Raw genomic sequence first — 12377 nt, 5'->3', positions numbered from 1 at the left:
CAGGCAGCCAGACCTGGCCATTCAACGTCTGCCCACGCAACGTCCACCCGCCCGACGAAATCGGACCACGGCGCCAGTTCCACTGGCCCGGTGAAGTCCGCCGGCCCAGTGAAAGCCCCGGCTGCGAAATCCCCGGCTGTGAAGTCTTCGGCCGCGAAGTCCTCCGGCGCCCGGAAGGCGACGCCGCGCCGTGTCGCCAGCGAGCCCGCGCCTGCCGTATCTGCCGATGACGCGCCGGTGGTGGCCGCTGACAATGGCTCCGACCCGGGCGCCATTGCGGCAAGGCTCGCCACCTCCTACGCCGCCCTGTTCCAGAATGACGCCGCTGACGAAGCGCGTCGCTCCGCCGCGCCAGACCCGCAGAACCTTGGCGTCGCCCGCAAGAGCGGCGATATCTCCGCCGCCGCCGCCGAGATCGAGACGCCGACCGACGGCGCCGCCCTGCGCAACACGCCGCAGCGCTTCATCAACCGCGAGATTTCCTGGCTGCAATTCAATCGCCGGGTGTTTGAGGAGGCGTCCAACACGGCGCACCCCCTGCTCGAACAGCTGCGTTTCCTGTCGATTTCCGCCAACAATCTCGATGAATTCTTCATGGTCCGCGTCGCCGGCCTGCGCGGTCAGGTGCGCACCGGCGTGATGACCCTGTCGCAGGATGGCCTGACCCCGGCCGAACAGCTCGCCGCCATCAGCCGCGAGGTGTCGCAACTGGCCGACGACCAGCAGCGGCGCTGGACGGAACTGCGCGACAGGCTGCTGGACAATGGCATCGTCACGGTCGAGGACAAGGACCTGACGCGCGCCGAAACCATGTGGCTGGAGGAGTACTTCCTCAACAACATCTTCCCGGTGCTGACGCCGCTCGCCGTCGATCCGGCGCACCCGTTCCCGTTCATTCCCAATCTTGGCTTCAGCATCGCCCTGTCGCTGTTCCGCCAGAGCGACAACCGCAAGCTGACGGCGCTGATCCGCATGCCGGGCAAGATCGACCGGTTCATCCGCCTGCCGGATTTCGCCGACACCGGCGCTGTGCGCTTCATCGCCCTGGAGCAGGCCATTGGCCGCTTCACCGACCGCCTGTTCCCCGGCTACCAGGTGACTGGCCGCGGCGGCTTCCGCGTCATCCGCGACAGCGACCTTGAAATCGAGGAGGAGGCGGAGGACCTGGTGCGCCTGTTCGAGACGGCGCTGAAACGCCGCCGGCGCGGCACGGTGATCCGGGTCGAGTTCGATGGCGGCATGCCGGAGAACCTGCGCAATTTCGTGATGAAGGAGCTGGACGTCTCCGGCGACGAGGCCTTCCTCGTCGACGGCATGCCGGCGCTCAACGATCTGTCGCAGCTGGTGTCGATCGACCGGCCAGACCTGAAGTTCAAGCCGTTCAACGCCCGCTTTCCCGAGCGCGTGCGCGAGCATGGCGGCGACTGCTTCGCCGCCATCCGCGAAAAGGACCTGGTGATCCACCACCCTTACGAGAGCTTCGATGTGGTGGTGCAGTTCCTGCAGCAGGCGGCGCGCGATCCCAACGTCGTCGCCATCAAGCAGACCCTGTATCGCACCTCCTCGGACTCGCCGATCGTCAAGGCCCTCGCCGAGGCGGCCGAAGCCGGCAAATCGGTGACGGCGCTGGTGGAGCTGAAGGCCCGCTTCGATGAAGAGGCCAATATCCGCTGGGCCCGCGACCTGGAGCGCGCCGGCGCCCAGGTGGTGTTCGGCTTCATCGAGCTGAAAACCCACGCCAAGCTGTCGTCCGTGGTGCGCCGCGAGGGTGGCCAGCTGGTCACCTACTGCCACGTCGGCACCGGCAATTATCACCCGATCACCGCGCGCATTTATACCGACCTGTCGTATTTCACCGCCGACCCGGTGATCGCTCACGACGTCGCCTGCATCTTCAATTTCATCACCGGCTACGCCGAGCCGGACGAACTGGAGCGCATGGCCGTGTCGCCGGTGACGCTGAAGCCGCGCATCCTCGGTCATATCGCCGAGGAAATGGCCCACGCCCGCGCCGGCCGCCCCGGCGCCATCTGGCTGAAGTGCAATTCGCTGGTCGATCCACAGATTATTGACGCGCTTTATGAGGCCAGCCAGGCCGGCGTCGAGATCGATTGCGTCATTCGCGGCATCTGCGCCCTGCGCCCGGGTATTCCTGGGCTGTCGGAGAACATCCGCGTCAAATCCATTGTCGGCCGCTTCCTGGAGCACAGTCGCATCTACGCTTTTGGCAACGGCGAGGGACTTCCGAACCGGAACGCCCACGTTTATATTTCGTCGGCCGACCTGATGCAGCGTAATCTGGACCGGCGCGTGGAAGCGTTGTGCCCGATCACGACGCCGACAGTGCACCAGCAGGTGCTGGACCAGATCATGCTGGCCAACCTGCTGGACAATGAGCAAAGCTGGCGCATCCTTCCCGATGGTTCCGCCACGCGTATCCAACGCATGCAGGGCGAGGAGCCGTTCAACGCTCACCGTTACTTCATGACCAATCCGAGTTTGTCCGGACGTGGAAAATCCCTCAAGGATTCAAGCCCCAAGATCCTTCGCAAGCGGTCCGCAAGGCGCTGAGGCGGGTGGGGGCGGCCGTCTTCCCGCGCTGAAGCCGGTCGCCATCATTGATATTGGGTCGAACTCGGTGCGGCTGGTCGCCTATGAAGGGCGCACCCGTTCGCCGGCGGCGCTGTTCAATGAAAAGGCGCTTTGTGGTCTGGGGCGCGGCGTCGCCAGCACCGGCAAGATGGACAAGGCCGCCGTCGCCAGCGCGCTGGCGGCGCTACAGCGGTTCCGTGGCCTGTGCGACGTCATGCAAATCGACGATGTGCATGTTCTTGCCACGGCGGCGGTGCGCGACGCCTCAAACGGCGAGCGCTTTATCCAGAAGGCCGAGGAAATCCTGCGCCGGCCTGTGTCGCTGCTGGCGGGGGCGCGGGAGGCCGAACTGTCGGCGCTCGGCGTCGCCTCCGGTTTCTGGAAACCGGACGGCGTCGTCGGCGACATGGGCGGCGGCAGCCTGGAGCTGGTGGAGATCGTCCATGGCGCCCTGCGGCCTGGCCTCAGCCTGCGCCTTGGCGGCCTGGCGTTGCAGGACGCCTCTGGCGCGTCCCTCAAGAAGGCCGGGACCCTGGTGCGCGCCGCCCTGGCCAACGCGCCGCAGATCGGCGCGCTGAAGGGCAGGACCTTTTACGCCGTGGGCGGCACCTGGCGCGCCCTGGCGCGGCTGCACATGGAGCAGGTGGGTTACCCCCTGCACGTGATGCACGCCTATGAAATCCTTCCGCGTGAGGCCCTGGATTTCGCACGCATGGTGCAGCGGCTCGATGTTGGGGCGCTGGAGGCCATCGGTTCAATCTCGGCGGCCCGGCGACCGCTGCTGGCCTATGGCGCGCTGCTGCTGGAGCAGATAATCCGCCGCGGGCATCCGTCCTCGGTGATGATCTCGCCCTACGGCGTCCGCGAGGGCCTGCTGTTCGAGGCGCTCGATCCAGAATTGCAGGCCAAGGATCCACTGCTCGCCATGGCGTCGGAGATGAACTGGCTGCGCTCCCGTTCACCGCGCCATTGCGAGGAACTGGTGAACTGGGTCGGCGACCTGTTCGCCTCCCTGCACCTGAGCGAGACGCCGGCGGAAGCGCGGGTGCGGGCGGCCGCCTGCCTGGTGTCCGACGCCTGCTGGCGGGCCCACCCCGACTATCGCGGCGAGCAGGCGCTGATCCTGCTCTCCCAGGCGACATTCGCGGGCGTCACCCACCCGGAGCGGGGCTTCATGGCCCTGTCCAATTTTATCCGCCATGAGGGCCTGTCGATCGAGAGCAACGTGGCGCGCATTCGCGAACTGATGCCCATGCACATGGTGGAGCGGGCGCGCATCCTCGGGGCCTCCATGCGCGTCGCCTATATTCTGTCAGCCGCCATGGCCGGGGTGCTGCCCCGCTGTCCGCTGACGGTGAAGAAGGGCGTGCTGACGCTGTCCATTCCGGCGGAACTGGAGAACCTGCGCTCCGACCGCATCGCCAACCGCCTGCGCCAGCTCGGACGAACGCTGGGCATGCAGGTGCAGGTGCAGGTGAACGTGAGTGTCTCGAATTGAACGTCTCGAAGTGACTGCGTCGAAGTGAGCGCGCTCAGGTGAGAGCGTTCAGGTGAGCCTGGTTTAACAGGCCAAAGCCACACCCGGCCCATGGGCCAAAGCACTGCGACCTTCACCGCACGCCGTGTCTGCAATGACGGTTCCGGCCTGCGACGGCAACGCGGGCGCCGCAACACGCGCGGCATGGAGCGTCAGGCGGGGAGGGCATTGTCCATCTGCCTGCACGAAGCTGCCGGACGCAGCCGCCTGTCGTGACGGGAGGGGCCGCCCAGCCTGTCTGGCGACGCGCGGCCGGCCCGTCGCGACTGCCCGTCGCCTGTCGTGGGGCGCCGGGGCTTCAACCTGCCTTTTGCTTCAACCCGCCTTTTTCTCCGGCAGATCCACGAATGACACCTTGCCCTTGTCGACCACGACGCCGATGCGGCCATGCTTCAGCGCCAGGGCGCGTTCGCCGAAGATCGACCGGCGCCAGCCCTTGAGCGCCTCAGCGTCGGCGTTGTCGTCAGCGGCGATGGCTTCCAGATCGTCGGTGGTGGCGATCAGCTTTGGCGCCACCTTTTCGTTTTCCGAAACCGCTTTCAGCAGCACTTTCAGCAGGTCCATCAGCGCGCCATTGGAGGAGCGGCCGCGCTCTTTCGACGGCAGGGTGATGGAGCGGGGGTCCTTGTCGAGCGCGCCCTTGATGACAGCGATGATCTCACCGCCGGCGCGGGAGCGCTCGAAGCCGTTGGGGGTGGAGCGCAGCTGGCCCAGCGCCTCCGCCGTGCGCGGCGCGTTGACGGCGATGTCGATCAGCGCGTCGTCCTTGAGGATGCGGGAACGCGGGACGTCGCGGGAGCGGGCCTCGCGCTCGCGCCAGGCGGCGAGATCACGCAGCACCAGGGCGTCGCGCGTTTTGCGCAGCCGGCCGCCAAGCTTCAGCCAGGCGTCGTCGGGGTTGGTGTCATAGGTCGCCGGCGAGGTCAGCACCGCCATTTCGTCCGCCAGCCAGTCCTCGCGGCCGGAGGCGGCGAGCTGGGCGCGCAGCGCTTCATAAACCGCCCGCAGATGGGTGACGTCGCCAAGGGCGTAGTTCACCTGCTGCTCGGTGAGGGGGCGCCGCGACCAGTCGGTGAAGCGCGACGTCTTGTCGATTCGCGCCCTGGCCAGATCGCTGACCAGCTGCTCGTAGGAAACGGAGTCGCCATAGCCGCACACCATGGCCGCCACCTGGGTGTCGAACAGCGGCGTCGGAATGACGTGGCCCATGAACCAGATGATCTCCACGTCCTGCCGGGCGGAGTGGAACACCTTCACCACGGCGGGATTGGTCATCAGTGCGAAAAACGGCGCCAGATCGAGCCCCGGGGCCAGCGGGTCAACGAGAATCGCTTCTTCTGGCGACGCCATCTGGATCAGGCACAGCTTCGAATAATACGTCGTCTCGCGCAGAAACTCGGTGTCGACCGTTACGTAGGGGTGGGCGGCGAGGCGGGCGCAGGCCGCCGCGAGTTCGGCGGATGAAGTAACTGGAAGCATACCGGGCTATAGACCACGCTGGGAGGAATGTCCCGACTGTTTAGCTTTTTTGACGCGCCGACGCCATAATTTCTCCGCAAGGACCTGTCGGCGCCTCCTGCACGGCGTTCGCCTTGACAAGGCGTGCGCCGTATGGGTTTTGTCGCGCTCCCGTTTGCCGCCGGCGTTGCCAAGTTTCCCGGCGTCCCCGTTTTTTTCAAGGATCTGGCGCAAGACAATGCATCGTTACCGCTCCCATACGTGTGGCGCCCTGCGCGCGTCGGATATCGGCAGCCAGGCGCGACTTTCCGGATGGTGTCACCGTATCCGTGACCATGGCGGCGTGCTGTTTATCGACCTGCGCGATCATTATGGCGTCGTGCAGTGCGTGGTCGACCCCGATTCGCCAGTGTTCAGCCTGATGGAGCAGGTGAGGTCCGAGTGGGTGGTGCGGGTCGACGGCAAGGTGCGCGCCCGTCCCGAGGGCACCGTCAACCCGGAGCTGCCGACCGGCGAGGTTGAGCTTTACGTGACGGACGCGGAAGTGCTGGGCGCGGCATCCGAGCTGCCGCTGCCGGTGTTTGGCGACCAGGAGTACCCGGAAGAGATCCGCCTGAAGTACCGCTTCCTCGATCTGCGCCGCGAGAAGCTGCACGCCAACATCATGAAGCGCGGCCGCATCATCACCAGCATGCGCAACCGCATGCAGGACCAGGGTTTCTTCGAGTTCCAGACGCCGATCCTGACCGCGTCGTCGCCGGAAGGCGCCCGCGACTTCCTGGTGCCGAGCCGCATCCACCCCGGCAAGTTCTACGCCCTGCCGCAGGCGCCGCAGCAGTACAAGCAGCTGATCATGATGAGCGGCTTCGACCGCTACTTCCAGATCGCGCCGTGCTTCCGCGACGAGGATCCGCGCGCCGACCGCTTGCCGGGTGAGTTCTACCAGCTCGATCTCGAAATGAGCTTCGTCGAGCAGGAAGACATTTTCGCCGCCGTCGAGCCGGTGATCACCGGCGTGTTCGAGGAATTCGCCGACGGCAAGCCGGTGACGCAGAACTGGCCGCGCATTCCCTACGCCGAGGCGCTGCGCAAATACGGCACCGACAAGCCGGACCTGCGCAATCCGCTGATCATGCAGAACGTCTCGGAGCATTTCCGTGGCTCCAACTTCAAGGTGTTCGCGCGCATGCTCGAAAGCGCGGGCAATGAAGTGTGGGCCATTCCGGGCCCCGGCGGCGGCAGCCGTTCGTTCTGCGACCGCATGAACTCCTGGGCCCAGGGCGAAGGCCAGCCGGGCCTTGGCTACATCATGTGGGGCGCGGCCGAGGGTGAGGGCGCGACCGGCGTGGTTGGCCGCGGCCCGATCGCCAACAACATCGGCCCGGAGCGCGTTGAGGCTATCCGTCAGGCGCTTGGCCTGAAGGAAGGCGACGCCGCCTTCTTCGTCGCCGGCGATCCGCAGAAGTTCTACAAGTTCGCGGGCATGGCCCGCACCAAGGTGGGCGAGGACCTGAAGCTGGTCGATCACGACCGTTACGAGCTGGCCTGGATCGTCGACTTCCCGTTCTACGAGTGGAACGAGGACGAGAAGAAGGTCGACTTCTCGCACAATCCGTTCTCGATGCCGCAGGGCGGCCTGGAGGCGCTGAACTCTCAGGACCCGCTGACCATCAACGCCTTCCAGTACGACATCGCCTGCAATGGCTACGAGATCGCCTCGGGCGGCATCCGCAACCACCGCCCCGAGGCGATGGTGAAGGCGTTTGAACTGGCCGGCTATGACGAGGCGACCGTGGTCGAGCGCTTCGGCGGCATGTATCGCGCCTTCCAGTATGGCGCGCCGCCCCATGGCGGCATGGCCGCTGGCGTCGACCGCATCGTCATGCTGCTCTGCGGCGTTAACAACCTGCGCGAGATCTCGCTGTTCCCGATGAACCAGCGGGCGGAAGACCTGCTGATGGGATCGCCCGCCGAAGTGGGCCCGAAGCAGCTGCGCGAACTGCACATCCGGCTCAACCTGCCGGAGGCGTGACAACGGCGGCCGTTGGCTCTGGTTTTCCAGATCATGGTCATGCCCCGAACGGGGCCTGAACTGGATGGGGCGTCCGCCAAGACCGGCTGGCGCCCCCTTTTACGTAAGGGCGCGCCAACGCGGCCATCTGGCGTCGGTCGCGCGCCGCAGGGACAAGCGGCTCCTTCGTGGGCGCCGGAACTGGCCTTGTCTTCCGCCCGGCGCCGCCGGCGGCGCTGCGTGAACGCCGCAGGCGCCATGGAGAAATGGGATGAGCGCTGACACCGCTGTCACCGCCATCGTCGTGGCGTGGAACAGCGCCGGGGCGCTGCCGGAGTGCCTGGAGGCGCTGAACCGCGAGGGCGTCGCCGTCATCGTCGTCGATAACGCCAGCGACGACGACACGGCGGCGGTCGCAGCGGCCCACGGCGCGCGCGTCATTCGCAACGCCCGCAACGAGGGCTACGGACGCGGCAACAATATCGGCGCCGCCGCCGTCGCCAGTGACTACATCCTCATCATCAATCCCGATTGCGCGCCTGACCCGGGCTGCGTCGCGGCCCTGGTCGCGGCGGCGGAGCGCTGGCCGGACGCCGGCATGCTGGCGCCGCGCATCATCGAGCCGGACGGCCGGCTGTTTTTCCAGCGCCGTTCGCTGCTGTCGCCCTATCTGACCAATCCGCCCGACATCCTGCGCCTGCCGGAAGGCGACTGTTGCGCGCCGTTTCTCTCCGGCGCCTGCCTGCTGATGCGGCGCGCGGTGTTCCAGCGGCTCGGCGGCTACGATCCCCATATCTTCCTGTTCTATGAGGATGACGACCTGTGCCGCCGCGTCGCCGACGCCGGCCTGGCGCTGGTGCATGTGCACGACGCCATCGCCCGGCATGGCCGCGGCAAATCGGCGGGCAGGGCGCCTGGCAGGATATTCCGGGCCCGCTGGCACATGGCGTGGTCGCAGGCCTATGTGGCGCGCAAATGGGGCCTGGCGTCGCCGGCCCTGGCGACCGCCCTGGTCAACGGTTGCAAGACCCTGCTGGCGCTGTTCAGTTTCCGCCGCGCCACCATCGAGCGCTACGCCGGCAGCGCCGCGGGCGCCCTGGCTTTCCTGCGCGGCAGGCAGGCGGTGATGCGGGAGCATCTGGGGCCGGCGCCAGATGAACAGGACAAACGCCAGACGGAATGAACCGCAAAACTGATCCGTCACGCTGAAGTCGCATGTTTCCTGGAACGATTTCCGGTCAGTCGGGATCGGCGGATCGATCAGAATTCGCTCAAAATAAAGAAAGCTGGTGCAGTTTCGGGTCCAGGATGCCTGAAAACTGCCCCAGGGCGAAAAGGCGCCTGCCTGGCGCGGGAACGCCCCGGCGCCGCATGTCGCTCGTGGGCGATGGACGAAACGCAAGGCTGAGGCGCAGGATAGGCGCCAACTGTTTGTATTGAAGCATGTTCTTCGCGAAGCGTGGAATGCGCGCGTCATGGGAATGTCCCGGGATGCGGGTGATGGAAATCAGGGGCAGGATGACGAGAGGATGACCAGCAGGATCGAACGCGTGGGCGCGGTGCAGGCCGGCGAGGCGGTGGCGGCGGAGCCGTGGCGGGGCGGGCTGCTGGGCGCCCCCACGGTGACGGAGGCCTCTGTCGGCCGCGCCAACAATTTCAACCTGCTGCGCCTGGTGATGGCGGTGGCCGTGGTCGTCTCGCACGGCTTCAGCGTCATCACCGGCAATGTGCACGACGAGCCGCTGACGGCCGCGACCGGCTACACCCTGGGCGAGCACGCCGTGAACGGCTTCTTCGTCATTTCCGGGTTTCTCGTCACCATGAGTTTCGACCGGCGCGGCTGGCTCGACTATGCCCTTGCCCGCGTATTGCGCATCGCCCCCGGTCTGATCGTCGCCACGCTGATGGTCGGGCTGGTGCTGGGCGCGGCGCTCAGTTCCCTCGGGCCGTTCCGTTATCTGGCCGATGCGGGAACCTGGAAATTCGTTGTCCAGACCCTGACCACCTACAAGAGCAACACCGTTCTGCCGGGGGTGTTTGAGAACAATCCCTTCCGCTTCCCCATGGGAACGGTGTGGACGCTGAAATATGAGGTGATCTGTTACGTCGCCGTATTCGTGATCGGCGCGCTTGGCCTGCTGCGCAGCCGCCGGCTGGCGCTTGGCCTCATGCTGTCGCTGACCGCCGCTCTGCTGCTGCTGGACTGGTTGCAGCCGGACGCCGCCAAGGGCCTGCAGACCGCCGTACGGCTGCCGTTGCTGTTCACGGCCGGCGCGGTGTTCTACCGCTTCGGCGGCTCCATCCGCCTGTCGGTCCTGGCGGCGATGTTCATGATCGCCGGCGTCGTGCTGCTGCGGCACACCTTCGCCTACAATGCGGCGCTGTTTCTCACTGAGGCCTATTGCCTGATGTGGCTGGCGCTGGTTCCCGTCAGCCGGTTCGTTCCTGGGCCCCGGGACGATGTGTCCTATGGCGTTTACCTGTACGGCTGGCCGATCCAGCAGGCGCTGCACGCGCTGTTTCCGCTGGCCGGCGCGCTCGTCCTGCTGACGCCGGCGCTGGTTCTGACCGTGCTCGTCGGCTTTGTTTCGTGGCGGATGGTCGAGAAGCCGGCGCTCAATATCAAGCGTCGCCTCCTTGACCGTCGCGACCGCCCGCGACCGATCTGACGGCCTCCGGGAGCCCTGGAACGTCCGCATGCGACAATGCCCGCGCATGGCGCGGGCATTGGTGCTGGCGGCGACTTGCAGGTTGACGGCTCAGCGCTTCTTGCCGATATCGCGAAGGTCGAACGGCGTCGTCTGGTACATCTCGTTGATCCAGTTGCCGAACAGCAGGTGAGCGTGGCTGCGCCAGCGGTTGTTGGGCATCAGCTCCGGGTTGTCCCCCGGGAAATAGTCGTGCGGGATGGCCATCGGAATATTGGCGCTGAGATCGCGGAAATACTCCTCGGCCAGGGAGGTCGAGTCATACTCGATGTGATTGAACATGTGCAGCGAGGCCGTCGCCGGATCGTCCAGCAGGCACAGGCCCGCCCTGTCGCTCTCCGCCAGCACCTTCACGCCGGAGCCCGCCGGAATATCGGCCTTGCGCACCTCGGTCCAGCGTGACACCGGGATCGAGAAATCGTCCGAGAAACCGCGCAGATAGGGGGAGGCCGGGCACAGGTTGCGATGGCGGAACACGCCGAACGCCTTCTGCTCCAGCTCATATTTGGGCATGCCGTGGAAGTGGTGCACGGCGGCCTGGGCGCCCCAGCAGATGTTGAAGGAGCGATGCACATGGGTCTGCGTCCAGTCGAAGATCCGGCGCAGCTCGTCCCAATAGTTCACCTCCTCGAACGGCAACCGCTCCACCGGCGCGCCGGTGATGATGAACCCGTCGAACTTCTCCTCGCGGATTTCCTCCCATGTGCGATAGAAGGCGATCATGTGCTCGGCCGGCGTATTGCGCGGCGTATGGCCGGAAATGCGCACCAGCGTCATCTCCACCTGCAGCGGCGTCGCGCCGATCAGGCGGGCGATCTGCGTCTCCGTCCGGATCTTGTTGGGCATCAGGTTGAGGAAGCCGATACGCAGCGGGCGGATATCCTGACGCACCGCGTCGGTTTCGCGCATGACCATCACGCCCTCGGCCTCAAGGGTGCTGAAAGCGGGCAGATCATCGGGCAGCTTGATGGGCATCGGCGCATCCACTCAGGTTTCGCGTTCTCCGTCAGACGGGAAAGCGCGTCGACAAACGACAGCGCGATGGCGGCTTGTGGCCGTCTCTCGCGCGCCTGAATCGGGCAGGTGGGTGCGGTGGCTGGTTCCGTTTGGTTGCCGGTCGGCCACATCCTCCCCTTGGGGAGCGCCACCTTGCCCGGAACAGGCAGGTTGGCGTTGGGAAACCATCCCAACTCCTGATGTAAGGCCCTGTCTATGCCGGATTTTCCTCCGGCACAAGAGGGAGGTTTCGCGTCCGGGGGCGTCGGGAGAAAATTATTTCGCGGCCGCGCGTCGTTCTGAAATGTTTTACGGAACGCCGGATGCGCCGCCGCTGACGGAAAACCGGCCGGACCAGACGGCTGGCGCAAAAATTCGATGTACGCCGGCTTCGCGCCAGCCGCCGGCGGCCCTGTCCCAGCCAGATTCGGTTTCCTGTCAGCCCCCGTCGCGAATTTTCCGCACGGCGGCGGCGAAGGCCGCGACGTCCGTGTCCTGCAGCAGCGGCAGCAGCGTCTGCACCTGTTCCTTCGGCAGGTCCCACCAGGCGCTGGCGAGCAGGGCGGCGATATCGGATTCGCTGAAACGGTAGCGGATGACGCGCGCCGGATTGCCGCCAACGATGGCGTAGGGCGGCACATGTTTCGTCACCACCGCCCGGGCCGCCACGACCGCGCCGTGACCTATGGTGACGCCGGAAAGAATCATGCAGCCGGAGCCGAGCCAGACGTCATGGCCGATGTGCACGTCGCCCGCGGTGGCGTGATAGTCGCTGTCGGCGCCGGGCCAGACCGTTGGAAACGCCGGGAAGGGGAAGGTCGACACCCAGTCCAGCCGGTGGTTGCCGCCAAGCAGGATCTCTACCTTGTCGGCGATCGAGCAATAACGGCCGATGCTGAGCTTCGCGCCCGATTCCGCGAACCGCACCTTGGGCCGGCCATAGCTGTAAGCCCCGAAGCTGAACCCGCGCTTCTTCGCCAGGCTGGCCAGATGCACGCGGGTTTCGTTGTGCGGATTGCGCCACTGTCCAATCAGCCCCATGCCAGGTCGCGCTCCTGCAAATCAGTTCTGAAAT

8 protein-coding genes and 1 riboswitch are annotated in these 12377 nt (G+C 66.1%); of the genes, 5 read left to right on the top strand and 3 right to left on the bottom strand.

The genetic code is table 11. The annotated features are described in order from the left end of the window. Positions 1 to 393: 393 nt before the first annotated feature. Positions 394 to 2571, top strand: coding sequence for an RNA degradosome polyphosphate kinase (locus EV666_RS04235; protein WP_132003770.1), 2178 nt, complete (start codon positions 394 to 396; stop codon positions 2569 to 2571). Between the two features lie 67 nt (positions 2572 to 2638). Further along, a complete protein-coding gene (locus EV666_RS04230; protein WP_245514197.1) occupies positions 2639 to 4090 on the top strand; it encodes a Ppx/GppA phosphatase family protein in 1452 nt (483 codons plus the stop codon). A 354-nt stretch (positions 4091 to 4444) separates the two neighbouring features. Here EV666_RS04230 and rnd read toward each other — a convergent pair whose 3' ends face one another. Continuing rightward, positions 4445 to 5608, bottom strand: coding sequence for a ribonuclease D (gene rnd / locus EV666_RS04225; protein WP_132003562.1), 1164 nt, complete (start codon positions 5606 to 5608; stop codon positions 4445 to 4447). 217 nt (positions 5609 to 5825) lie between these two features. Here rnd and aspS point away from each other — a divergent pair, with 217 nt between their 5' ends. The 3 genes from aspS (at position 5826) to EV666_RS04210 (ending at position 10267) form a co-directional block, all read left to right on the top strand. After that, positions 5826 to 7619 (top strand): aspartate--tRNA ligase, encoded by a 1794-nt coding sequence (aspS, locus tag EV666_RS04220; protein WP_132003559.1) that lies wholly within the window; start codon positions 5826 to 5828, stop codon positions 7617 to 7619. A gap of 250 nt (positions 7620 to 7869) precedes the next feature. After that, positions 7870 to 8781, top strand: coding sequence for a glycosyltransferase family 2 protein (locus tag EV666_RS04215; RefSeq protein ID WP_132003556.1), 912 nt, complete (start codon positions 7870 to 7872; stop codon positions 8779 to 8781). Between the two features lie 346 nt (positions 8782 to 9127). Next, positions 9128 to 10267 (top strand): acyltransferase family protein, encoded by a 1140-nt coding sequence (locus EV666_RS04210; protein ID WP_132003554.1) that lies wholly within the window; start codon positions 9128 to 9130, stop codon positions 10265 to 10267. Positions 10268 to 10357: 90 nt separating this feature from the next. Here EV666_RS04210 and EV666_RS04205 read toward each other — a convergent pair whose 3' ends face one another. Next, on the bottom strand, positions 10358 to 11281 hold the full coding sequence (locus tag EV666_RS04205) for a homoserine O-succinyltransferase (protein ID WP_132003551.1): 924 nt from the start codon (positions 11279 to 11281) through the stop codon (positions 10358 to 10360). Between the two features lie 121 nt (positions 11282 to 11402). Next, a riboswitch (SAM-I-IV-variant riboswitch) is annotated at positions 11403 to 11511 on the bottom strand. 229 nt (positions 11512 to 11740) lie between these two features. Further along, positions 11741 to 12343 carry a CatB-related O-acetyltransferase gene (locus EV666_RS04200; RefSeq protein WP_132003548.1) on the bottom strand — a complete coding sequence of 201 codons (603 nt, stop codon included), beginning with the start codon at positions 12341 to 12343 and terminating at the stop codon, positions 11741 to 11743. Positions 12344 to 12377: the final 34 nt, after the last annotated feature.

It is taken from the genome of Camelimonas lactis, from assembly GCF_004342915.1.
Taxonomy (GTDB): domain Bacteria; phylum Pseudomonadota; class Alphaproteobacteria; order Rhizobiales; family Beijerinckiaceae; genus Camelimonas; species Camelimonas lactis.
The sequence above is the reverse complement of the archived record's forward strand: the minus strand, read 5'-3'. Positions and strand labels throughout refer to the sequence as shown.

Bases quoted from the DNA above. Each gene is read 5' to 3' on its own strand.
- EV666_RS04215 (WP_132003556.1), top strand. From the start codon at position 7,870: ATGAGCGCTGACACCGCTGTCACCGCCATCGTCGTGGCGTGGAACAGC.
- EV666_RS04205 (WP_132003551.1), bottom strand. From the start codon at position 11,281: ATGCCCATCAAGCTGCCCGATGATCTGCCCGCTTTCAGCACCCTTGAG.
- EV666_RS04200 (WP_132003548.1), bottom strand. From the start codon at position 12,343: ATGGGGCTGATTGGACAGTGGCGCAATCCGCACAACGAAACCCGCGTG.
- EV666_RS04210 (WP_132003554.1), top strand. From the start codon at position 9,128: ATGACCAGCAGGATCGAACGCGTGGGCGCGGTGCAGGCCGGCGAGGCG.
- aspS (WP_132003559.1), top strand. From the start codon at position 5,826: ATGCATCGTTACCGCTCCCATACGTGTGGCGCCCTGCGCGCGTCGGAT.
- rnd (WP_132003562.1), bottom strand. From the start codon at position 5,608: ATGCTTCCAGTTACTTCATCCGCCGAACTCGCGGCGGCCTGCGCCCGC.